The sequence below is a fragment of the Mesorhizobium sp. M0189 genome, assembly GCF_040322135.1.
Lineage (GTDB): Bacteria > Pseudomonadota > Alphaproteobacteria > Rhizobiales > Rhizobiaceae > Mesorhizobium.
In genome coordinates this window covers 55,019-77,608 of the sequence record NZ_JAMYSW010000021.1, presented here as the reverse complement: position 1 = coordinate 77,608, position 22,590 = coordinate 55,019, and the positions used below count along the sequence as shown (strand labels likewise).

The following is a 22,590-nucleotide window of genomic DNA, read 5'->3' as shown; positions in this document are numbered from 1 at the left end:
CAAACACCTCATTCGGATCGCGGCCGGCAAGCAGTTGGTCCAGAAGTTCCTTCTCAATAGCCATGCGATGATTCTCTCCTTTCCATCATCATGGCCTCGCGCACAGAATTCCCGACAGTCCCTGTAACCCGCGTATCCGTCGACCTGCAGGGTTCCGACAAAGCCCTGAAGATGCCGGATCGGCTGTTCGGCCTTGCGGTCCGGAGCGTAGAGATAGGCGACGCCGGGTAGGTCCATTCCGCCCCAAGGTCGGTCGTCTCGGGCATAGGCGAACAACTGCCCCGTTTTGGTCCGCCCCCGGCCCGGATCAAGCACAGGCAGTGGTCTCGTCCGCGAAGAGCTTGTCTGAAGCCTTCAGCCGCTCGAACAGCCGCTCATGCACAGGGCGAAGCAGGAAAGCTGCCTTGCCCACCCAGTCGGCGAGTGTCGAACGGTCGAGATTGACGCCCTGGCGGGCGTAGATCTGGGCCTGACGATATAGGGGAAGGTGGTCGGCATACTTCGACACCAGAACATGAGCCACCGTGGCCTCTGTAGGAATGCCGCCTTCGACGAGACGTGCCGGCGCTGGCGCCTGCACGACCACCTCTTCGCAGGCCCGACACGCATACTTCGGTCGACGGGTGACAATCACCCGGAACTGGGCGGGCACGATGTCGAGACGCTCGGAGACGTCCTCGCCCATAACATGCAGCTGGCCTTGGCAGCACGGGCAGATCTTGTCGGCGATGTCGATTACCTGCTCGACGCGCGACAGATGGGCGGGCAACGAGCCGCGGTTGGCGCGACGCTTACGGAGCCCTGGCATCACGCTTTGAGGGGTCCGCGGCTTCCGCGCTGGCGAAGCCCTCCGCCTCTACCTGCTCGGCTTCCTCCAGGCCCAGAAGAAGCTGGTCCTCGGGCAGGCTCTCCGCCCTTCGCCCGAAGCGATGGCGCTGCAACTCCTTGATGATTTGGCGGAGCCTCTCATTCTCCGCACGCGCGGCCAGAAGCATCGCCTGAAGCGCATGAGGATCGTCGGGTAGGGCAGCGGCCGCGTCAGTCACGAAGCGGATTCAAGCATGGATTCCAGTGATTTGGCAATAATCCGATGGTCAGCTCGCCGTCGTTGGAACACGCATCTCGCGCGTTTCGTGCACCCGCCGCCAGTCGAGGCCTTCCAGGAGTGCCTGCAACTGTGCCGCCGTCAGTCGCACGACACCATCGGTAATGCCCGGCCAGCAGAACTTGCCATCCTCCAGCCGCTTGGCGAACAAGCATACGCCCGTGCCGTCGAAGTAGACGAGCTTGATCCGGTCGGCCCGCTTGGCCCGGAACACGTAGACCGCGCCCGAGAATGGATCCGCGCCCATCGCCTCGCGCACGAGCGCTGCCAGACCTTCCGCTCCCTTGCGGAAGTCGACCGGCTTCGTCGCCACCATGACCTTGACCGCTCCCGTTGGCCCGATCACGACGTTGCCCTCAGCGCACGGATCACCGCTGCAACCGTCTTCGAATCCGCCCCACGACCCACCCGCATTGCGATGCCGTCGATCTCGAGCTCGATCACACCAGCGTCTCGAGCCGGCTCCCGCTTTCTTGGCTGTGGCCGATGCTTCGCCGCAGGCTTCGGAGGCGCTGCCGTCACCACGGCCGGCACGAACATGGATTCCAATATTGCTGCCTCCCCCATCGGCCGGCGAGCAGCCCGACGCCAAGTGAACAATTGCTGCGGGGAAAGCCCATACCGGCGTGCCACAGCACAAACCGTCTCGCCCGCCTCGTAGCTCTCCGCCACTATCCGGGCCTTCTCCTCCGGCGGCCACTCACGCCGCCGACCCGAACCAGTGAAGATCTCCAGCCGACGGACCGGCTCCTCGTCCCTGGACTTAAGCGTAAACTCTGAAATCGTCATATGTCGAAGCCCTCAAAGGCCTCGAACATCGTCCCTTACATCCACGCGCGAAAGGTGCCGCCGGGACAGCGCTTACCGTCGAGCGGCATTCAAATCATTTGTAAGAATCATTGGCTAAAAGGGCGTGGCGCACGGGCTCTCACGCTCGTTCCGACGCCAAGGTGAGTGGGGCAACCGAAACTGCTGCGGCTGGGCCGAGTCATTGATGGTGGGGAAATTGTCCAACTCTATCCAAATTGGCGCAATGGCCATTTGCCCATTGACGGTTTGTCGCAACAAAGAGTGCGACAGTCTTGGCACTCATCCTTCCGGGCCCAAGTAATATTTTCCTGCGCCTTCGGCATGGCACCGCATGGTGAGCAAGAATTTCGCGGTTTTGCGCACTTCATGGAAAATTAATTCCCAAACTATTCGGCCGCCGGCTTGTCTTGCATTGTTCTGGGCAGGAACGATCTGCTAGAACGCCCCACGAGAATAGATTGTCCAGAAGTGCAGCTTGAACCGGGCGGCTGAAGATCGCACCCGTTGATGATACAGGCCCTTCTGTGGATGGCACGAAAGAACGCTCACAGTCCATGAACATCGCGCTTACCCACCTTCAGCGGCTTGAGGCTGAATCCATCCATATTTTTCGCGAAGTGGCCGCGGCCTTTGCCAAGCCGGTCATGCTCTATTCGGTCGGCAAGGATTCGTCCGTGCTCATGCACCTGGCGATGAAGGCGTTCTATCCCGCCAAGCCGCCCTTTCCCTTTCTCCATGTCGACACAACCTGGAAATTCCGCGAGATGATCGCCTTTCGCGACCAGATGCAGCAAAAGCTCGGTTTCGACCTTCTGGTCCATGTCAATGAGGACGGCGTGCGTGACAACATCAATCCGTTCGACCACGGCTCCAACACCCATACGCATGTGATGAAGACGGTGGCGCTGCGGCAGGCGCTCGACAAATACGGGTTTGACGCAGCCTTCGGCGGCGCCCGTCGCGACGAGGAGAAGTCGCGCGCCAAGGAGCGCATCTTCTCGTTCCGCAACGCCCAGCATGTCTGGGATCCGAAGAACCAGCGGCCGGAGATGTGGAAGATTTTCAACACCCGCATCGCTGCCGGTGAATCGATCAGGGTGTTCCCGTTGTCGAACTGGACCGAGCTCGACATCTGGCAGTACATTCTCCAGGAAGACATCCCGATCGTGCCGCTCTATCTGGCCAAGGAGCGGCCGGTCGTCGAGCGCGACGGCATGCTCATCCTGAGGGATGACGAGCGCATGCAGCTGCGGCCCGGCGAGACGGTGGAGAACCGGATGGTGCGGTTCCGCACGCTCGGCTGCTATCCGCTGACTGGCGCGATCGACTCGGAGGCCGACACTCTGGAGGCGATAGTCGGCGAAATGCTCACGGCGCGCACTTCCGAGCGGCAAGGTCGCCTGATCGACCGTGATGAAGCCGGCTCGATGGAAAAGAAGAAGCGCGAGGGGTATTTCTGAGCATGCGCCACATCATGGCCAAAAGCCTCGCCGCGACCGACGGCGTCCGCGACTATCTGGCGGCGCAGGAACGAAAGTCGCTGCTGCGCTTCCTGACCTGCGGCTCGGTCGACGACGGCAAGTCGACGCTGATCGGGCGTCTGCTTTCCGATACGAAGCAGATTTTCGAGGACCAGCTGGCCGCGCTCGAGCGCGATTCGCGCAAGCACGGCACCACCGGCGACGACGTCGACTTCGCGCTGCTGGTCGACGGCCTCGAGGCCGAGCGCGAGCAAGGCATCACCATCGACGTCGCCTATCGCTTCTTCGCCACGCCAAAGCGCAAGTTCATCGTCGCCGACACGCCCGGCCACGAACAGTACACGCGTAACATGGCGACAGGTGCATCGACGGCGGATCTCGCCATCGTGCTGATCGATGCCCGCCAGGGCGTACTGCGTCAGACTAGGCGGCATTCGATAATCGCCTCGCTGCTTGGCATCCGCCACATCGTGCTCGCCGTCAACAAGATCGATCTTGTCGGCTTCGACGAAGCGGTTTTTGAACGGATCGTCGCGGATTACGGGCAGTTCTCACGTGGGCTCGGCTTCCAGACGATCGTGCCCATTCCTATGTCGGCCCGCTATGGCGACAACGTTACCGGCCGTTCCGACAGGACGGACTGGTATTCCGGCCCGACGCTGATCGAACATCTCGAAACCGTCTCGGTCGACGAGGCCGCGGTCGAATTGCCGTTCCGGTTTCCGGTCCAATATGTGAACCGTCCCAATCTCGATTTCCGCGGTTTCGCCGGCACCATCGCTTCCGGCTCGGTTGCGCCGGGCGACGAGGTAGTCGTCGCCAAATCCGGCAAATCCTCGCATGTCAGGCGCATCGTTTCGCATGGCGGCGATCTTCAGCAGGCTATTGCCGGCCAGGCCATCACTCTTGTCCTTGACGACGAGGTGGAAGTCTCGCGCGGCAATATGCTGGTATCGCCGGCGGCGCGGCCGCAGGTCGCCGACCAGTTCGCCGCCAACATCGTGTGGTTCGACGAACATGCATTGCTGCCCGGCCGCTCCTACATCCTGCGCACCGAGACCGACCAGACCAGCGCCACCGTCACCGACCTGAAATACCGGGTCAACGTCAACGACTTTGCCCATGAGGCGGCCAAGTCGCTTGAAATGAATGAAGTCGGCATCTGCAACATCTCGACGCGGTCGCCGATAGCCTTCGATCCGTTTGCCGAGAACCGCACCGCCGGCGCCTTCATCCTGATCGACCGCATCACCAACGCCACGGTCGGCGCCGGCATGATCCTGCATTCGCTGCGCCGCGCCGAAAACATCCACTGGCAGTCGCTCGACGTCGGCAAGCGCGCCCGCGCCGATATGAAAAACCAGCGCCCGGCGGTGTTCTGGTTCACCGGGCTTTCGGGCTCGGGCAAGTCGACCATCGCCAATCTGTTCGAAAAGAAGCTCTTCGCCACCGGGCGCCATACCTACATTCTGGATGGCGACAACGTCCGTCACGGCCTCAACCGCGATCTCGGCTTCACCGACGCCGATCGTGTCGAAAACATTCGCCGCGTTGCCGAAGTCGCGCGCCTGATGGCCGACGCCGGGCTGATCGTCATCGTGTCGTTCATTTCGCCGTTCAGCGCAGAGCGGCGCATGGCGCGCGAATTGATGGCCGACGGCGAATTCGTCGAGGTGTTTGTCGACACACCCTTCGAAGAATGCGCCAGGCGCGATCCGAAGGGCCTTTATGCGCGGGCGTTGAACGGCGAAATCAAGAATTTCACCGGCGTCGATTCGCCGTATGAGGCGCCGGAAAAACCGGAAATCCATCTCAAGACACTCGGCAAATCGGCCGAGGAGATGGTAGATGCCCTGGAACACTGGCTGATCGAGCGTGACATTGCCGAAGACCAATATGATAGCGGCGGCGGTATCTGACGACGAAGCGATGCTTGCCGTCTTCGAGCACCTTGCCTTGGCGGCAGGGCGCGAGGTGATGCGCGTCTTTCGTGCCGGCTGTGCGGTCGACAGCAAGTCGGATAGTTCGCCGGTGACGGAGGCAGATCGCGAGAGCGAGAAGATTATTCTTGCCGGGCTGCGCGCCGCATTTCCCGAGATTCCGTGCGTGGCCGAGGAAGAAGCTTCGGCCGGCATCATGGCACCGGATCTCGGCGACGCCTTCTTCCTGATCGATCCTCTCGACGGCACCAAGGAGTTCGTCAACCGCAGGACCGATTTCACTGTCAACATCGCGCTGGTTCGCCATGGCGTGCCGGAGATCGGGGTCGTCTTCGCGCCTTGCACCGGCCGCTTCTTTTCCGGCCGGCCGGGCAAAGCGGAAACGATCGAGATCAATGACGACTATGAGATCGTCGATCGCCAGCCGATTTCGGCAAGGGCCGGTGTGGTGCCGCTGACCGTCGTTGCCAGCCGGTCGCACAACACGCCGGAAACCGACGCTTATATCCGCGCGCTGGGCGCTGCCGAGATCGTCTCGGTCGGGTCATCGCTGAAATTCTGTCTCGTCGCCGGCGCCGAGGCGGACGTCTATCCGCGCTTCGGCCGCACCATGGAGTGGGATACGGCCGCGGGTGACGCGGTGCTACGCGCCGCGGGCGGCATGACGCGCACGCTGGATGGTGAGCCGCTCGCCTACGGCAAGCGCAACCAGAGTGACGACGAGGATTTCGCCAACCCGCATTTTATCGCCAGCGGCAAGGCTGCTGGATTTGGCTAGACGGTGATTGCGCAGTTCCAGACCCGTACGAAAGTGCGGGTGTTGCAAGTGACTTATGCAAGCGACCTCAGATGCTGCTCGAGATCTGTAAACACAGCGGTACGATCCCCATCCAGCGACAGTTGGGTCGGCGTGGCCGATTCGCTTCGTGTCCGGTCGATGCTGCGATGCTGCGGGGCCTTCACACGGTGTATCCAAATTGCTGCATACCGATACACTTGAACGGCTATACGAGCGAGTGATGGCGTTCCACATCAAAAATCCCGAGACCGACGCACTGGCCCGCCGGGTCGCCGCACTTAAGAGGACTGGTCTGACAGAGGCCGTCCATGCCGCGCTCAAGCATGAGCTTGAGCGCGAACAGGCTAGACCGTCCCTCGTAGAGATCGGCGTCAGGTTCTGCCGTGATCTGCGAGCCCGGGGCAAGCCTGATCACGGCAGGCCCGCCGACAAGGCGTTTCGCGACAGCCTGTACGAGAATGATGATGTTCATCGACGCCTCGGCCCTGACGGCGCTGATGACCAACGAGGATGATGCGCGCGAACTCCTGGTCGGGACCCGGCGCGGCTGAACGGTGTTGAACCGGACTTTACTTGGCTGGCCACGGTCCAGATTGGATCACGTTCAAGAACCTAAAATGCGGCGGGCTTGCTTCGGATGGTTAAGGCCAGGAGCGCCTCCGAAAGTCGTTTCTTCGCCCGCTCCACCCCGTTCTCGTCGATTGCCTCAACATCGAGGAACAAGTCGAGGCCAGTCGCGTGCTCGCTGATGACCTGAGGGCGCTGGGCGAGTTCACCCAGGAGGCCCTCGAGTTCGTAGGGCACAACCTCCCGGCTGATCCCCTTCATGGCAATCGGTGCCAACGGACGCGCCCTGACAAGGTCGCGCACGAGCGCGTAAGTCTCATAGCTGAGGCAGATGCCGCCGGGCTCGGCAATCGACTGCAGACGGGCCGCCAAGTTCGCTTCGGCTCCGATGATCGTGTAGTCCATCCGATCATCGGAACCGAAGTTCCCAACATTGCAATAGCCCGTGTTGATGCCCATGCGAGCTCGGAAGGGCCGTTCAACTCCGCGGTCATGCCACACCCTGTTCAACTGCCCCAGCCGACGCTGCATGTCGACAGCCATGCGCAAGCAGGCTCTCGCGTCTTCCTCGACGCCCTGCGTCTCGGGGTCTCCGAAGAACACAAGAAGCGCGTCGCCGATGAACTTGTCGACGGTGCCGCCGTGTTTGAGCGCGATCGTCGACATCTCGGTGAAGTACTCGTTGAGGAGAAGCGTCAGGTCCTCGGGCTGGAGCCGTTCCACGATCGCGGTGAAATCCTTGACGTCGGAGAAAAAGATCGTGAGCTTCTTGCGCTCGGTCGCGATGGTGACGTCCTTCTGGCCGCTGAAGATGCTTTTGTAGATTTGAGGCGAAAGATATTTGGCGATCTTCAATGAAATCGCGGCCAGAAAGTCGTTTGCCTCCGAAAGCTCCTTGTTGATGCCCTGAATCAACGCGGACTGCCGACGCTGCAGGAGAATGAACGTCAGGCCCGCCGCCGCCGCGAAACCGAAATATAGGAGCAGATACTTGAAGGTCAGCACGTTCGCAGCAATAGGCTGATTGACTGATATCTCCTGGATCCCTCGGACATCCCCTACCTTCCAGTCCGTCTTGGGGCTGTCCGGGTGTGAGTTATGGCAGGTCACGCACACTTGTCCCATTATGACAGGGGCCGCGGCGCGGACCTGCCGGTCAAACAGTGAGCCCGAGACTTCGATGATCGGCTCCTTCGGGTTGGCGCGCAAAGCCAAGATTGCATTCCGCTCGAAAACATCGAGCTGGTGGGGCGCGCGACCTTTGAAAGGCAGATCCGAGACGAACCGATATTTGACGGACCCGTCGTGAGCGCTGATGCGCTTGCCGAGTTCGATCGAGAGGGTTGCTGGAATAGGGATCGCACCTGGCACCTCCCGGTAATTGTGCGTCGCAGTCACGGCGCCGTCTGCTTGCAGCACGCGTCCCACGACGTCGCTGCCGTAGAATCCGCGCATCTCGTCGATGATCCGGCTGATTTCGCTGGCTTGCCTGCGCAGCATCCGTTCCGATAGGTCTCGGAGGTCGAGCCAGGCTGCGACGGGCAGACCGACAAGGCCGATGACCACTGCCGCCACCAGGAGCGGTCCCATGGTGCGCTGCTGACGCGCAATCTGTTCGCCCAGTCCAGCCATTGTGCAAGCGCCCGCCCGTCATTAGCATCTGAACTATAGCTCATTCCCGGCACGGTACTAGAGTCAGTCTTGGCTCGATGAAAACACGTCAGCCCTGCAACGTCGGACCGACCTTGAACGGTTGTTGCTACCCGACCCTCACAGCGGATTTCGCATTCTGGCGCTAGACGGGCAGTGAATCAGTGAAGGGGATGTCGCAAAGTCGGTTGTGGCCCGGAATGCGCTCCGCGATAACCGCTCAGGGGTCAAAATTCACCTCTGGCAAGGTTGAGACTTCTGCGGCCGGAGAGCGCGTCGGAAAAGAAAGTGTCCCGCCAAACGTATCCGCGTTTCGGCCGCACTATGGAATGGGACACCGCGGCGGGTGACGCGGTGCTGCGCGCTGCCGGCGGCATGACGCGCACGCTGGATAGCGCGCCGCTCGCCTGCGGTAAGCGCAACCAGAGCGACGACGAGGATTTCGCCAATCCGCATTTCATTGCCAGCGGCAAGGCTGCCACGGCCGCTTAGCACGACGGTGAACCCCGTTCCCCGGCTCGTCGCCCGCGCGAGCGACGCCGTCGCGCACGCGACGCCTGAGTTGAAGCACTTATTTTCAGCCGAACGCTCGTGGCAGGGAGTAGCTATCCGGTGTGGATCGTGGCAGAGGCCCTTTCGCGTGTTAGACTGCTTGCATGGAGATCGACACCGACAAGATCGACGAAGCCGTTCTGGGCCTGCTTTGGCTGACGCTGCATGAAGAGAGGCGCGTCTGGAAGGGATTCGATTGGAGCGCTCTGGATCGCTTGCACCAGAAGGGGCTGATCGCGAATCCAGCAAACAAGGCGAAGTCAGTGGTTCTGACAGATGAAGGACTGCGGCGTGCGCAGGAGCGATTCCGAACCCTGTTCACCCGTTCGGCGCCATGAGCCATGAGCGCTGGGAGGGCGCCGCGAGATGATGGCGCACCTGGCTGAATTTCGATAGTGGCGGCGCGCTGACCGCAGGCGGGACGGCCAATGCTCTCGCCGTGGCGGCCAAATTCTTCTTCCGCTACTTATGCCAACGGGCGCATCCTGGCCGTCAAGGCACTAGCAGACAACACCGTAGCCGCAACCCTCAATGTCATCGGTATTGGCGCGAAGTCCATTCGCAAGATGCTTTCTGCCGGCGAATCAGCGCTCCCCGGGCCGAGCTGCAGGCAGGCAGCGGGTCTGCCCCCGCTGCTGGCACATGGATGTTGGTGGGCAGACTACCACAAGGAATGTGTCATCATGGCTGCGGATTTCCGAAGGCAGGTTTCTCAAGAACGAGCACATGACTACCAAGAGGGGATGTGTGAGTGCTCTTAACTTGGAATCCCTCGTCGGACAGCGTTTCGATGAATTCGCCATCCGTTCCAGGCGGAACGCGGGCAACAACGTTTGAGGTGCGCCTCACAATATTGGAGAGCACCCTTCGCGCCTTGCCTGGGCCGATGTTGCGCTGCATGTGCTGATAGACGGCCAGCAGCAGGACGATATCGTATTTCGGTAGAAGGATATTGCCGAGGCGCCGGCTGCCAAGATTCAGGCGATCGAACCGGGCATGCACCGGGGAGCCGCTCAATAACATTTTTGCAGTCTGGATGTGCGCCTTGGCAACGTCGATCCCGTGGATCGAGCTGGGTTTCAGCTTGGATATCTCATAGGCGACAACACCCATATTGCAGCCAACATCGAGAATGGATTTTCCAGCGTAGTCGACCTTTGCGGAGAATAGCCCGTCCAGTCTGTCGTCCCACGTTCCGGCAAAACCCCTTTTGAATCTTGACCACCACAAATCATCAGCTCCTTTGGGAAGAGCCCCCTTGAGCGCCTCCTACCACGAGAGAATTAATGGTCGATACCCATTCAACTGGAATTGATCACATTGACGAACCAAGGCAGGGACGTGTGCGGCCGCGTCACAACCCCATCACCCTGAGTGCCGCCGGAACCGGATAGCGGTTGCCGTCATAGCGCAGCCGGTAGGTCCGCTTTACAGACTTGGCGGGATGGGACTTGCATTCGCCATCCTTGTCGGGGGAGGGATTGTCGGTATCCGTCCGCTCGACCGCAATGATGTCATGATAGCCGTGGTGGCGCGCCGGGCTCATCGCCAGGCTGACCTGGCTGGAATGAAAGGATCCAGCGCAACTGGCATCGCCTTCGCCGCCATGCGCGGTCACCACGAGGCCGTCGAGCACCACGCGCAGCGCATCGCTGGCGACGGCATAGAGCCGCAGGTCGGTTTCAGTGAAGGGAGTAGCCTGCGAATGGTTTGCCATTTCGATGCGCAGGCCGAAGGCGGTGACCTCAGGGGCCAGTGCATAGCGGCCGGTGTCGAATTCCACCTTACGGATCGCGATGGCATCATCGGTCATCAGTCCAGGCTGGAGCAGGCGCTGGCGCACCCGCAGGCTCTTTCTATCGACGACCAGTAGCTCGATGTCGCCGACATGCAGGTGGTCGCTGTTAGCGCTGTCGATCAGCGGTACCGCGACCAAAAGCAGGTCGTCATGAGCCGGCCAGATCTTGCAGGCCAGGCCGAATGGCGCATCGCTCTCCGGGAGCGTTGAGGCGATGCTCGTATGGGGTACAAGCGTGAACGAGGCGCCGTCGGCGCTCTTTCGGGCCTTGGGATAGGCCTGCTGCACCAGGGCGGCGGCATCGCCGCAATCGCCGGCCGCTGCCCGGGCGGACGACAGGCTGGCGAGGGCGGCGCCGAGAAACAGGACAGGCAACACTATTCGCATGGAGTTCTCGCGTCGCAGGGCCGGGTTCGGCCAGGGCCCTTCTACGCGAGATTGGTGGCGGCGCACAGGGTGTAGGGAAGTGACGGCTAGCTCCACCCGCTGCGTCAGGACCATAGGTATCCTGGAAAGTCGTAAAGTCCGAGCTCGCTTAGGAACGGTGATCATGAGAACGCCGCCCGAGCGGCCAATTTTTGCCAATGCTGTTCGAGCTACCTGAAACAGATACTGACAATGTGATCTCGGTTGCCTTGTCGCGCTCCGATTAGATAAAGAAGCGCCTGGACAAGAAACCTCTACAAAACCGGACCTCGCCGACCGTCGGGCGCACTTTCTAGGGTGTACATTCCAAAATTAACTCGGCATGACCTCCGATTCTGACCCCCTGAGCCGGGCGCGTTCGCTGTCGGCGCGGTATCGAAGCAGAACCAATGCGGCGCCTGCTTCGGCTTTCCGAGACCCCGCCTTGTCTTTCCTTGAGACTTGGCAGCACGGCGCGTTCAATCGGAACCCTGCTGCCTTCAATGTACAGCAAGTCCCATCAGCCGGCGAGCTTGTAAACGCCGGCAGCCTTTTGGCAGCTGCGAGCACCGCCTTCATGTCGAGTTCTTCGAGGACAACGAGGTCGTTTACCCAGCCGCTTGCCCGCACCGCCAGTGCTAGGTCCATCCCATCGGCCTGGTCCGGAACCTCAGCATTGACGACAATATCATAGGCGCCGCGAGTAAACATCATACCGGACACCTTGCCACCAACGCTTTCCAAAATCGCCTTGATTGCAGCTTCTCGGTCTGAGCCTTGTATCAATCCCTTATAAGCATGGGGCGGATAGTTTCCCAGGATTGTCACTTTCATGGGGTATTCCTCCCTATCTTGTACTAGTTTCGTTATTGATCGTTTGACCAACACGGAGCTACGCGGACAGTTGGGTCAGCCGTAACCCTGCATCGCAACGCTCTTGCTCGTATCCAAAGCTGGCAGCGGGAAAGGTTCGACCTGCCCTCCGGTCTTGTCCAAATACTGCATCAAGGCCGTCACGAGGTGGTAGAAAATGCTCGCGGGGACCTCCGTTGCCAGTGACCTTCCGCGCTCGTCAATCCTGTCGATCCACAACCCAAGCGGTGCGGGATCGATATGCCATTTGAAGAGGCGGGCGACACGAGCTTCGATCTCAGGTTTCAGATCAGGCCCGCCGATGCCGTCCAGGGCGACGGCGGCCTTGACGGCTTCGCATTGCGGCCAGCTGCGGGAGAGCCGGTCGAAGGGAATTCCCTGCCGGGACACGGCTGCATAAGCCAGGCCCGTGGCCCGGTTCAATCCGCTGGCGATCGCCGACGAATAGAGCTTCCTGGCGTAGGCTGCCAAGTCTTTCTGCCCGCTTGCCCGCGCGAACTCGACGAGGAGCGAAGCCCATTCGAAATGGTGCCCTGGTTCGGTCCACTGTCCCTCGTCTCCCGGCAACGGTAGCCAATCGACGTCGAAATGTTCCCCAAGCGTCCAGCTCTCCTGGTCGAAGAAATGGCACCGGAAGAGATCGACGACGCGTGCCGCCCGACGGAGATATGCACGCTCGCCGGTGACGCCATGCCAGGCAAGGAAGGATTCCAGCATGTGCATATGCGGGTTCGAGAACCGCACCCCCTGCCAGCCGGGGGTCTCGAGGAAGCCGTTCAGGCTGACGTCCTCGAGATGGGTGTCGATGAAATGGAACGTCTCTTGTGCCAGCTGCAGGGCATCCTGATGGCCGCATCGGTGAGCATGGGCAAGCGCCAGGAGCACGCAGGAATGGTCGTAGGCGTCCTCCGTCGGGTCAGCCACGCTGCCGTCGCAATTAAGGGTGCGCACCCAGCCACCGCGATCGGTGCGGCCCCGTTTCGCGATGAACTCGATGCCGTGGTCGATGAGCTTGTCGGCCGGTCCAACCCAGCCGCGTTCTTTGGCCACCGCGAACGCGTAAATCTGGCGAGCCATCGTGCGCATGCGCTTGGGTTTGCCCAACGGCCTTGCATCGAAACCGAGAGCCTCGTGGAAGCCGCCATACGCATCGTCGACACCTGCAGTGGACCACAGCGGCAGGGTTTCGTTGAAGAGCCAGTGCTCGACCCGCTTGCGCCATGACCCGCTGATGATGACCCGGTCGTCCGACCCCGTGAACTTCGTTTCAAGGCGTCCGCTCTTCTCGAGTTGTTCGACGACTTTCTTCACGTTCTGGCTGTGGCTGACAGGAGCGACGAATACCGCGTCCGGTGTCGTCACCACCGCCACATGCTTCATTCCAATGACTGTCAGCAGTCTGCCCTGGCTTCTGAGATAGGAGTTGCCGCAATGCATGGCGACAACGTCGCCCATTACGACATTGCCGTCGCGGTCCGTCGGGCTGGCTTCCAGCAGCGATTGCCACGATCCAAGGTCGTTCCAGCGGAAGGAAGCCGTAACCATCGCAATACCGCGTGCATGCTCCATGACCGCGTAGTCGATCGACGTCGACGGGACAGCCGAATAGAAGCCCTGGGGCAGGTAGATGCCCAAGACGTCGGTCCGTGCAGCCTTATAGGCCCGTTCCGCGGTGTCCCAGATGTCTGGCCGGAACTCGAGAAATGCCTTCCGCATCGTGTCGGCACGAAACAGGAAGATGCCGGCGTTCCAGTAAAATCTTCCCGAAGCCACATATTTGCGGGCCGTCTCGGCATTGGGCTTTTCGACAAAGTGCGAAACGGCGGCCACTCCGTCACCAGTTGCCGCAACCTCGATGTAACCGTAGCCGGTTTCGGGATGCGTCGGCTTGATGCCGAGCACGACAATGCTGCCTGATTCGGCGGCAGGCATGCCCGCCTCGACGGTTTCCCAGAATTGCGTTTCGGTCGATATCTGATGGTCGGAGGGGACCACGAGCACAAGCGCGTCCTCGCCATATTCGGAGATCGTGTGCAAGGTGGCTATGGCCACCGCAGCGGCGGTATTGCGGCCGACGGGTTCGAAAATCGGTCTGCCGCCGTTCAGACCGAGCGGACCGATATCCGATAGAACGCGGTCTGCATGCCGTTCGGAAGCTAGCAGGTAGATCGGCAGCTCGCCGTCCGGCCGCGCCTTGAGGCGTCGGACAGTCTTCGCGAGCATGGAACCGTCGCCCGAAAGATCGTGAAATTGCTTGGGATTGTCTTCGCGCGAGAGCGGCCACAGCCGTGAGCCGACGCCGCCACTCATGACAAAACTTATGATCCGGTCCGACATGGTCCAGTCCCTCTCAGAATGTCTGGTTTTAGGCTCCGATCTCTGGATTGCGGCGCAGCACGGCACCGTCTGGGCAGTGGGGCGACATTGTCGGTCTGCTGAAGGTCAGCGGCAGATCGCGGTAAAGGTCCGCGAGTGTCTTGCCCAAGCTGCGGTCGAGCATCTCGCAAACGGCTATCGCCGTGAGGCGCCCGTCGTCCTAGCTGCACCCGGTCGGCGGGTTGAAGATGAAATGCCCCGACTTCTCGAAGCCAGCTATGGCATTGACGAGTTCGGCAACGCGCCTCTTGATGGGAGCTACGGAGGTAGTGCCCAGTGATGGTGTTTTGGGGCTACACCCGTTCGGCGGATCATGGTGCCAAGCCCCAATGCGATCGCCTCCACGCGCATCAGGTTGAGTTCGGGCTCTTTCTCCCAGTCTGGATGGCCAAACCACCAGCGTGCGTCGTATTCCCGAAAGCCAGTGGCTTTGATGAGAGCACTGTTTTCGAAAACGAATGTGTTCGGCCTGGCCTGGCCGAGTATGTCCAGGGTCACGGTTTTGATCCGCTATTGCGCGCAACAGTCCTAGCACGCTGCCGGGCGCGGGCCCCTTCAGGAATTCGGGGTAGTCCTAACACGCTGGTTCGCGCGCCGCCTCACCCGATAGGAGCATGCCCGCCGATCCGCGAAACGAGGTTTCGTCCAAGCACGGCCGTCCCGAGAATGTCGACGAAAGGCGTTTCGGACGCCTGGCTCGCCTTCTCAATGGCATTCAAGTGGAATCGAGAGGGATCAGCGGAACTCCGTCTGCCCGGAGAAAGGATGATGGACTGCGCCGCGTTCGTCTTGGAGGCGATGGGAACACGGCGAAACCCCGACCGCATGTACACGACCATCAATACCCTCACGCCAAAGGGTCCGCGGACGGCAGGTCTCTCTGGGGACAGCAGATGTCATTCGTCGACAGGACGAGAGGACGTTTGGGGGCCGATATCGACGACCATGATCTCCGGCGACACGCCGAAGCGCACCGGCAGCCACGATACGCCCAAACCCCCGGATACGATCATGTGCCGCCCACCCTCGACGACATGCCCATAGGCGAAGCGCTGTCCGTAGGCTGAATTGCTGATGGGGGGGCCGATGAACGGCAAGCGCACCTGTCCACCATGTGTATGGCCGCATAACGTCAGGCTGACACGGTCAGGGACAGTAATGAAGATGTCCGGTTCATGCGCAAGGAGCAATATCGGATTGCCGTCGTCGGGTATTGCGGCCATTGTTCCAGGCAGATCGTCGACGCCCTTGTAAACGCCGCGAGAAAACTGCATGGCCCACTGGTCGCCAAGACCCGCAAGCCAGAATGCTGGGCCATCCTGCTGACGGATAAGCGTGGCGGTGTTCTCGAGGACCGGAATGCCATTGTCGACGAGGGCTGCGCGGACGCTGTCGACACCGTGCCACCAGTCGTGGTTGCCGAGAATGGCGTGGCAGCCGAGTGGCGCGGAAAGTTTCGAAAGTGAATTGCCCCAAACAGTGTCGGGCACGATCCCGGTGGCATAGCGCGGCGACACACCCATCACATAGTCGCCAAGGAGAAGGATGATGTCGGGCTGCAGGCTATTCGAAACACCAACGATCTCGTCGATCCTGGAAGCCGGCATCCAAGGCTCGCAGGCGTGGATGTCAGCGACCACGACGATGCGCAGGGGCTTGGCAGTGGTCGGCCAGCGCGGCGGAAGGAGCTTGTAGTGAGTGACACGCAGTCTAAACCGAGGCTCAATCGCGATGACATAACTCGCCAGACCGAATGCCGCCAGCGACACGGCGCCAAAGAGCTGCAGGAATGACCGCCGCGACGTCAGCACTTGTATTTCCCAGCAGAACGAGGTCTGTTTTAGAGATCGCCACGAATTCAGCTGCGGCAGCCTGAACCACATCAACCGCGTGAGAGGCCTCGCGGGGTCAATAGTTTCCCAAATTGGCGTCACCTGCAAGCATTGGTGTTATTGCGCAGGGGAGGGAGCTCGGGCTAGGACCCGTCAACTGCTCCGATTTGCCACTGATCTCGGGCGGATGGTGTAGTTCCATTCCGGATGAATGCGTCGCCTTAGATGGCGAGCGCCTCCATCTCGACATCTTCACTTGATCCCTTTTTTCGTCGGTCGCGGAATCGACCGCGCGCCCAACTTCAAGCCCGTTTGATTGTCGTGACTGCGATCAGCTCGACCAGGGCCACGCGATCGAGGAGGGCGCCGTCCGCGCCAGGTTTGCGTGATGCGGCAGAACAGGGGTGTTCGATGTTGCTCCACGTCAATGTGCCCGTCGGATGGTAATGCAATGTGGAGCGCGAGGCCTGTCTCGCTAGCATTGCAGTTCGACCTTCCACAACCGGCTTTGGTCATCCAGCTTCGAGCCGACCGCTTCCCGCCTTTGACGTATCGCATGCTTCGGCTGCGCTTCGACAAGATTGCGGCGCTCTCGAGCTGAAACCGGAGGGCGAACTTTCGTCGGCTGCAAACCGGCTTCTTACCGCTCTCGCAGTGTTTCCTGCTTGTATTGCATCATTGGCGAGAGAAAGTAGCTGATGATGCTGCGCGTGCCAGTCTGGGATGTTCATTCGGACGCGAAGCTTGGTAACTTCCTCGGTTCGGTCCGAACGGACAACCTACAGAAAGCTCGCAACTAGAGCCTGTTCCATCCCGATGGCATCGGGATGGAACCCCATCTCTTTTGCTTGAGCATGATCTTCTCCGAAAACCGGGCTCCCGCCTTTTGCTACGCTGACTTCGGTTCGGGATCATGGCTTTGAGGTGCTGTTTATCCAGTCCTTATTTGGCCACGGCAGCCCCGCGTTCCTTCAGGTCACATAAAATGAGGCTGCGCCAAGCGAGAGATGTGGGGAAAGGGTGGCGAACTGTATTTGAGATGCGCCGCCGGCCCCGTCACTGTCGAAAGAGAGCGCCCCGGTTGCACTGTCGTAGATGATATGATCGGAGCTGTCATGCGCGGCTGTACCAGCAAAGAAAGCTGCGGATGGAAGCCCTCCCGGCTGAAGCCCGGCAAAAACGGTATCGCTGAGATGGAACGTGTCCTGGGAGCGCTTGAAGTCGGTGATCTTATCGACATTGCCGGCTCCAAGAGCAGTATTGAACGAGAAGGCATCGTGGCCTCCGTAACCGGTCAAGACGTCGGCGCCGAGCCCGCCGTTGATGACATTGTTGCCGGCATTGCCCTCGATAGTCTGGGCGAACTCGTTGCCGGTGAAGCTCATCGCCTTCGTGCCGGTCGGGTTGTTGGTGGCGAGATGCTCGATCTCCGAGCCGGCCGAAAGCGCATAGCTCACCGAGGCGATCACACTGTCGTTGCCGCCGCCCACTGCCTCAACTGCCTTCTCGTTGGCATTGTCGACATAGTAAGTGTCGTTGCCGCCATAGCCGATCATCGTGTGGCCGCTGGTTCCATGCAATACATCGGCGCCGCTGGTGCCGTACAAGGTGCCATCGCTGGTGTCGCCGGACGGAGGGACAGTCCCGGTCCCAGACCCAGTCTCGGTCCCGGTCGAGCCAGTAGTTGGGGGAGTGACGTTGGCACCTGTGACGGTGTCGCCGCTGCCGGCCTTCTGATAGAGCTGAACCCCATCGATCTGCATCTGCATCGATGAGGGGGTCGAGCTATCCAGAGTCGTATGCCATCCGGTCGCGCTCGAATTCGCGACCTGATTGCTCATGATCAATTCCATCGGTTCATTCGGAATCGGCGCCTGCGCGCTGGTCACTTGCCCGATCTGTTTCCCATCGAAATACCAGGTGATCGACTGACCAGGCACCCAGTTGATGGCGTACGCGTGGAAGCCGGCCGTGAGATCAACACCTGTGTCGGTGACACCGCCGAACGTCCCCGACGGTGTGTGAATGTGCCAAGACAACGCTTGATTTGCCGGCCCCGAACCTTCGGTAAATCCACCCTCCTGCATATCGATCTCGAAATTATCGCCGCTGCTGCCCGCGCCTTGGCCGGGCATCATCCAGAGGCCCGGCCACGCGCCGTTGCCGCTCGGCGCCTTCATGCTGATCTGAAGATAGCCACCGTCGAATTCGAAGTTGCCATAGCTGCTGACGGCGCCGGACGTGACAGGGAATGTCTGTGCAGACCCCTGAGCCACCCCGTCCACGGGCTGTTCGATTGCCGTGAGATTCAACAGCCCGTTGCTCACCGTATCTTGGCTCGGCATATTGTATTCCGCATTGAACTGGTTGCCCATTCCACTTCCGCCCGACCCATTGTCGTTCCACGGCCAGCCGTTGGCGGCATTGCTCGTGATGTAGGTATTCCAGTCGCTGTCGAGCGCCGTGCCGGAGAAGTTTTCCTCGAAGACGAGGTCGCTAGAGGCAAAGCCTGCGGGTGCGGAAAGAGCCATTGCATGATCCTCTATGGTGTTGAAAAAAGGGAATTCCACTGCCGCGCATCGCCAATGCGCGCGACATATCGCATGCTCGCAGCTGGGCACCGCGAACGGATTTCAAAGTAGCGGAGATTTGGAAGTCCTCGCCCGGACATTATTGTCGAGCGAGCTTAACGTTGAACTCGCCATCGAAGGCGAGTTTTGTCGGCGGGAATGCCCATCAGGGCCCTCCCTTGAAACGGTGTCGCAGCTGACGCCACAAGGTGTTCAACGGTTCGAGCCGCAGCCGCATTGAAGCCGAGGCAGCTCTTCCGGCGGACGCGCCGCCAAGCATGCCGTTTAGTAAAAGCAACGGTAGATCCTTAGTTCATTGCGTTTTTTTTGTTGTCATTCCACCCGCGCCCTAAGTAAAACGCAGGCATTTCCGCTTCCTGGCTTATCCGCACACCGTCTTGTACCTACGTGAATAGATTATTCGTGGACGATGTACGCAAGCCAGGAGACCTTACTGCCATTTGCGGCGAGAATGAGGCTAGGTGAAAACTTATCAACACTCTCATATAGTGTGAAAACTTATCAACACTCTCATGTAGTGCGTCGGACAACCACTCCGAAACAGCGTTCCGGGCTACACGCGTCGCTGGGCGACGTCGCCGGTGGCACGGCGGCGATGTCCGCATCATGCGCCTTCAATGATCGAAGGTGGAAGGCTGGCACCGTTATCGAGCGTAGCCCTACAGCACCGGACAGGCCGCTCAATCGCAACGCCAACGTGCCTGCATCGGGATCAAATTTTTCAAGATCTGGACAGCGCCAAGACGTGCAACCGCATCCAAGGGAAGTACGGTCGCTTAAGCGGCTTTTTGTTGAAATGGCTGAACGTGGCCCTAGGGCACTAGGGCGTGAGGGCGCTTCGTCGCCGCGGGGCGGCCCCGCGGATTGTCAAATTTGAACTGCGCAACCGGTCGCCAAAGCTCCAGCTTGTGGCCGTCTGCTAACCGCCTGGCGTGCTCTTTCGCCGCGTCGTGGTCTGTGCAAGCAAGGTCGACCCCGCCCACAAGCGGCCGTGTTCGTCCAGAACGTAGACACGATAATGCGGCATCGCTTGTCCAGACCGGCGACGACATTCTAACGGTCAGCCTCGCTGTGGAACCGCGAGATTTTGGTTCCTACGAGTTACCTGCGATGGGCCGCGCGCCGGGTGAGGGTGCATGAAATCGCTGGCCCATTCGCTTTGCGGTGGCAGATCGACGCTCTCGATGGAGCCGGCGCCGCCGGTCAACAAGGCCATCTCGGAGACTTCCCGTATCGGCCAAACCGGTTTCCCTGCAATGCCTAAATCGGCGTCGGCTATGCTCTCCAAAGTCGGACCCGCGATAGCAAATGCTGTGACAAAGCTTCGGCGGCCCCGCCGAGGCGCGTCGTGGCGTAGGCGAACGCAGTAAGGGCCAAGCCCGCCACGATCGCTCCGGCCCGCCGGGCGGCGCCTACCTTGCCGCGCATGGCCGCCTTCAGATCGCTTGCCACGGCGCGCGGCAGCACCTCCCGGACGTATCGCCATTCGGCTCCAAGAACGTCTTGGGACCCGGCGAGACCCGTCAACACTGCCTTGGCGGTGCCCTCGACGAGACAGCGGTGAACGAAGTATTTCCACGTGGTGCGCTGGACCGGCACAGTGTGGAGCACATGCGCCGCTGGCCGATACGCCCAATAGCCCCCAGGGTATAGACCGGCGGTCCGGATGCAGAACTCCGTCTCCTCGCAGCTCTCAGCCTTGCCGCCGATCCTTGCTCGGCCGCTGACGGAGAACCCGAGCTTGCGGCGCCCGAGATCCGGCGCAAAGCCACCGGCGTGCCGCAGCACGTCGGCCCGCACGGACATGTTGGCCCCGATAGGGTTGCGGATGCGCCCGTCGCGCACGTGCATGCCTGCGTAGGTGCAGCCGACGACCCAGTGGAACTCGCCGGGAAACCAGGAGGGCGGCGGCACTTGCCACAGCGGCTCAACCGGGCCGCCGGCGCCCAACACTGCTGGATCCCGATAAGCCTCCAACAGCTCCTCCAGCCAGTGCGGGTCGGCGACAGCGTCATCATCGAGGAAGGCGATCACGGGGGCCGTGGTGTATTCCGCTCCTGTCATGCGCCCGCCCGACAAGCCCGCTTGCCTGGCATTGGCGAGGATGGTGACGCCCGCAATCTCGCGCGCGGCGCGCTTTAGCAAGGCCTCGTTGTTGTCCACGACCACGACGATTTCACGTGGGACATGCGTTTGGGCGCGGACGGACCCGACCGCACGCTTCAACTCGTCCCAGCGGTCGAGAGTGTGTGCGCAGATCACAACGGAGGCTTCAGTCATGGGGCCTCCCGGCTGGTTTCTGAGGCCGGGCCGGTTTCGCGTGTCTGCGTCGCCCGAGCCGTGGCGGCTTTGAGGATGTTCCAGAGCGCACCGCCGTCATGGTGAATATCGAACTGGTCGTATTCGTCGACCGGATAGCGTCCGCTGTCCTGCCGCGACACCAGCCGCCACACCATCCAGCCGGCGCAGTTGCGATCACGCGTCAGCGTGTCGAGCCACATGGCGTAAGCTGCAGCCGCATTCTGATTGGAGCGGGCGTGGCCGAACTCCTCCAGAAGCACCGGCTTCCCGGCGCGAACTGCCAACCGGCAGAACTCGGTGATCATGTCGTTGAATTGCTGGATCGTGAGCTTGTAGTAGAGCGGGTAGCCGTGCCAGGTCCCGAAATCGAGAGTCGGGACGGTCAAATCGGATAGCTTCGGGTCGAGACTGTTGGCGTTCCCTGAGCTGACAAGGTGATTGGAATCGAGGGACTTCACGTAGGCCGACATTTCGGCAGTCCAGGCCAACCGCAAAGCCTCTGGGCGCGCATTGCCTTCGTTCATCAGCTCCCAAGCCATGATAGTCGGGTCGTCCCGGTAGGCACGCCGGGTGAGCGGGTTGACGCGCTGCACGACGTGGCGGACCCAAGTCCTGTAGTCTCGCTTCGTGCGCGGGTCATCGAAGAAAAACGTGGCCTCGTCCCGGCTCCCATACCAGGCCCGCATCTGCTGGGCGCCCCCCGTGTAGGCCCAGAAATCCAGGACGGCGATGATGAGCCTGAGGCGTCGCTTGCCGGCCTCGGCGATGAGGAAATCAACCTTCTGCATGCCGTTGACGCCGTCATTGATCGTCATCCTGTTTTGACTCGGATCCCAGTGGAGCAGGTATGTGCCCTTGACCGCGAGATTACTGGCTTCGCCTTCAAGCCGCCAATCCCAGATCGTAGGCTTGCTTCCGTCGAGCGACCCGATCACCGGCTGGAGGAAGGTGCGGACCACATTGGCGCCCATCGCCACCGCGTCGTCGAGAACGCGGGTGACCTCATCCTGCGACCCGTAGGTTAGATAGTGGTTGTTTACGCCGGTCACGAAGAACGGCCTGCCGTCCAACGTAAAGTTCGTTCCGGAAGTCTTGATGAAGGACGTTGCCGGCGGATCGTCTGCGGCGCTCGCGACAGCCGGAACGGATACGAACGCGAACACGAGCGCACACAACCACGCCTTGCGCAGTTCGTATTTCGCCCGTTGCCATTCGACAATCATCCCTCCACATGACCCTTGCCGGAGGCACAGCGCAAGAACCCCGAAGGATTACCTCCTCTGACCTCGCACAGCCCGGCGTCGTTCGGGCATAGTGGTGCTTGGCCGCTTCCAGCCGCTCGAGTATGGACCCGTGCTGTCAGGCATCTCCCAATCAAGTGTTCGGCTCCCCACATGGCGAGTCCTCGCAGCCGCAGTAGGTGGAAACCATCCTCGCGATGCGGCGCGCGATGCGGCTTTCCATCTGCCGCCCTTGGCTTGCGGGCCCGCGGCGGAGTCCAGGTTAGGCG

At 60.9% G+C, this 22,590-nt stretch carries 16 protein-coding genes and 4 pseudogenes; 6 read left to right on the top strand and 14 right to left on the bottom strand.

Annotated features, from left to right (window positions below):
- Positions 1 to 120: 120 nt before the first annotated feature.
- The 3 genes and pseudogenes from tnpC to tnpA all read right to left on the bottom strand — a co-directional run.
- Positions 121 to 995: pseudogene (tnpC, locus tag NKJ09_RS27900) on the bottom strand (IS66 family transposase); the annotation flags it as partial.
- Positions 996 to 1,094: 99 nt separating this feature from the next.
- A complete protein-coding gene (gene tnpB / locus NKJ09_RS27895) occupies positions 1,095 to 1,451 on the bottom strand; it encodes an IS66 family insertion sequence element accessory protein TnpB (RefSeq protein ID WP_263791208.1) in 357 nt (118 codons plus the stop codon).
- On the bottom strand, positions 1,448 to 1,894 hold the full coding sequence (gene tnpA / locus NKJ09_RS27890) for an IS66-like element accessory protein TnpA (RefSeq protein WP_352483797.1): 447 nt from the start codon (positions 1,892 to 1,894) through the stop codon (positions 1,448 to 1,450). The genes tnpB and tnpA overlap by 4 nt, the downstream gene beginning before the upstream one ends.
- Positions 1,895 to 2,469: 575 nt before the next feature.
- Here tnpA and cysD point away from each other — a divergent pair.
- From cysD to NKJ09_RS27870, 4 genes and pseudogenes are all read left to right on the top strand, one after another.
- Positions 2,470 to 3,375 carry a sulfate adenylyltransferase subunit CysD gene (gene cysD / locus NKJ09_RS27885; protein WP_352464033.1) on the top strand — a complete coding sequence of 302 codons (906 nt, stop codon included), beginning with the start codon at positions 2,470 to 2,472 and terminating at the stop codon, positions 3,373 to 3,375.
- 2 nt (positions 3,376 to 3,377) lie between these two features.
- Positions 3,378 to 5,315 (top strand): sulfate adenylyltransferase subunit CysN, encoded by a 1,938-nt coding sequence (gene cysN, locus NKJ09_RS27880; protein ID WP_352496294.1) that lies wholly within the window; start codon positions 3,378 to 3,380, stop codon positions 5,313 to 5,315.
- Positions 5,316 to 5,325: 10 nt separating this feature from the next.
- Positions 5,326 to 6,114: a 3'(2'),5'-bisphosphate nucleotidase CysQ gene (cysQ, locus tag NKJ09_RS27875; protein WP_352496296.1), complete on the top strand. Its 789-nt coding sequence runs from the start codon at positions 5,326 to 5,328 to the stop codon at positions 6,112 to 6,114.
- A 241-nt stretch (positions 6,115 to 6,355) separates the two neighbouring features.
- Positions 6,356 to 6,523 (top strand): annotated as a pseudogene (locus NKJ09_RS27870) (type II toxin-antitoxin system VapB family antitoxin); the annotation flags it as partial.
- 224 nt (positions 6,524 to 6,747) lie between these two features.
- Here NKJ09_RS27870 and NKJ09_RS27865 read toward each other — a convergent pair.
- Positions 6,748 to 8,334 (bottom strand): adenylate/guanylate cyclase domain-containing protein, encoded by a 1,587-nt coding sequence (locus NKJ09_RS27865; RefSeq protein ID WP_352496293.1) that lies wholly within the window; start codon positions 8,332 to 8,334, stop codon positions 6,748 to 6,750.
- A 321-nt stretch (positions 8,335 to 8,655) separates the two neighbouring features.
- On the opposite strand from NKJ09_RS27865, the pseudogene NKJ09_RS27860 reads away from it, so the two are divergent.
- Together NKJ09_RS27860 and NKJ09_RS27855 are read left to right on the top strand one after the other, a co-directional pair.
- A pseudogene (locus NKJ09_RS27860) lies at positions 8,656 to 8,844 on the top strand (inositol monophosphatase family protein); the annotation flags it as partial.
- Between the two features lie 164 nt (positions 8,845 to 9,008).
- Positions 9,009 to 9,242 (top strand): DUF6429 family protein, encoded by a 234-nt coding sequence (locus tag NKJ09_RS27855; protein WP_352496292.1) that lies wholly within the window; start codon positions 9,009 to 9,011, stop codon positions 9,240 to 9,242.
- Positions 9,243 to 9,585: 343 nt separating this feature from the next.
- Here NKJ09_RS27855 and NKJ09_RS27850 read toward each other — a convergent pair whose 3' ends face one another.
- The 10 genes and pseudogenes from NKJ09_RS27850 to NKJ09_RS27805 all read right to left on the bottom strand — a co-directional run bounded on the left by NKJ09_RS27850 (position 9,586) and on the right by NKJ09_RS27805 (position 22,303).
- Complete coding sequence (locus NKJ09_RS27850; protein ID WP_352496291.1) at positions 9,586 to 10,134, bottom strand: class I SAM-dependent methyltransferase; 549 nt, start codon at positions 10,132 to 10,134, stop codon at positions 9,586 to 9,588.
- Between the two features lie 124 nt (positions 10,135 to 10,258).
- Positions 10,259 to 11,089: a PA3715 family protein gene (locus tag NKJ09_RS27845; protein WP_352764152.1), complete on the bottom strand. Its 831-nt coding sequence runs from the start codon at positions 11,087 to 11,089 to the stop codon at positions 10,259 to 10,261.
- 351 nt (positions 11,090 to 11,440) lie between these two features.
- Positions 11,441 to 11,941, bottom strand: a complete 501-nt coding sequence (locus NKJ09_RS27840) for a GYD domain-containing protein (RefSeq protein ID WP_352496289.1) — start codon at positions 11,939 to 11,941, stop codon at positions 11,441 to 11,443.
- A gap of 75 nt (positions 11,942 to 12,016) precedes the next feature.
- Positions 12,017 to 14,317 (bottom strand): AGE family epimerase/isomerase, encoded by a 2,301-nt coding sequence (locus tag NKJ09_RS27835; RefSeq protein WP_352496288.1) that lies wholly within the window; start codon positions 14,315 to 14,317, stop codon positions 12,017 to 12,019.
- Positions 14,318 to 14,384: 67 nt separating this feature from the next.
- A pseudogene (locus tag NKJ09_RS27830) lies at positions 14,385 to 14,609 on the bottom strand (phosphomannomutase/phosphoglucomutase); the annotation flags it as partial.
- A 5-nt stretch (positions 14,610 to 14,614) separates the two neighbouring features.
- Positions 14,615 to 14,854, bottom strand: a complete 240-nt coding sequence (locus NKJ09_RS27825; RefSeq protein WP_352496298.1) for a hypothetical protein — start codon at positions 14,852 to 14,854, stop codon at positions 14,615 to 14,617.
- 398 nt (positions 14,855 to 15,252) lie between these two features.
- On the bottom strand, positions 15,253 to 16,164 hold the full coding sequence (locus tag NKJ09_RS27820; protein WP_352496295.1) for a metallophosphoesterase: 912 nt from the start codon (positions 16,162 to 16,164) through the stop codon (positions 15,253 to 15,255).
- 995 nt (positions 16,165 to 17,159) lie between these two features.
- Complete coding sequence (locus tag NKJ09_RS27815) at positions 17,160 to 18,758, bottom strand: family 16 glycosylhydrolase (RefSeq protein ID WP_352496287.1); 1,599 nt, start codon at positions 18,756 to 18,758, stop codon at positions 17,160 to 17,162.
- A 1,296-nt stretch (positions 18,759 to 20,054) separates the two neighbouring features.
- Entirely contained in the window at positions 20,055 to 21,059 is a 1,005-nt protein-coding gene (locus NKJ09_RS27810; protein ID WP_352496286.1) for a glycosyltransferase family 2 protein, read from the bottom strand.
- Positions 21,056 to 22,303, bottom strand: coding sequence for a glycoside hydrolase 5 family protein (locus NKJ09_RS27805; RefSeq protein WP_352496285.1), 1,248 nt, complete (start codon positions 22,301 to 22,303; stop codon positions 21,056 to 21,058). The genes NKJ09_RS27810 and NKJ09_RS27805 overlap by 4 nt, the downstream gene beginning before the upstream one ends.
- Positions 22,304 to 22,590 lie beyond the last annotated feature (287 nt).

Excerpts from the sequence above, each read along its gene's own strand:
- tnpA (WP_352483797.1), bottom strand. The coding sequence starts at position 1,894 with ATGACGATTTCAGAGTTTACGCTTAAGTCCAGGGACGAGGAGCCGGTC.
- cysD (WP_352464033.1), top strand. The coding sequence starts at position 2,470 with ATGAACATCGCGCTTACCCACCTTCAGCGGCTTGAGGCTGAATCCATC.
- cysN (WP_352496294.1), top strand. The coding sequence starts at position 3,378 with ATGCGCCACATCATGGCCAAAAGCCTCGCCGCGACCGACGGCGTCCGC.
- cysQ (WP_352496296.1), top strand. The coding sequence starts at position 5,326 with ATGCTTGCCGTCTTCGAGCACCTTGCCTTGGCGGCAGGGCGCGAGGTG.
- NKJ09_RS27865 (WP_352496293.1), bottom strand. The coding sequence starts at position 8,334 with ATGGCTGGACTGGGCGAACAGATTGCGCGTCAGCAGCGCACCATGGGA.
- NKJ09_RS27855 (WP_352496292.1), top strand. The coding sequence starts at position 9,009 with ATGGAGATCGACACCGACAAGATCGACGAAGCCGTTCTGGGCCTGCTT.
- NKJ09_RS27845 (WP_352764152.1), bottom strand. The coding sequence starts at position 11,089 with ATGCGAATAGTGTTGCCTGTCCTGTTTCTCGGCGCCGCCCTCGCCAGC.
- NKJ09_RS27840 (WP_352496289.1), bottom strand. The coding sequence starts at position 11,941 with ATGAAAGTGACAATCCTGGGAAACTATCCGCCCCATGCTTATAAGGGA.
- NKJ09_RS27835 (WP_352496288.1), bottom strand. The coding sequence starts at position 14,317 with ATGTCGGACCGGATCATAAGTTTTGTCATGAGTGGCGGCGTCGGCTCA.
- NKJ09_RS27810 (WP_352496286.1), bottom strand. The coding sequence starts at position 21,059 with ATGACTGAAGCCTCCGTTGTGATCTGCGCACACACTCTCGACCGCTGG.
- NKJ09_RS27805 (WP_352496285.1), bottom strand. The coding sequence starts at position 22,303 with ATGATTGTCGAATGGCAACGGGCGAAATACGAACTGCGCAAGGCGTGG.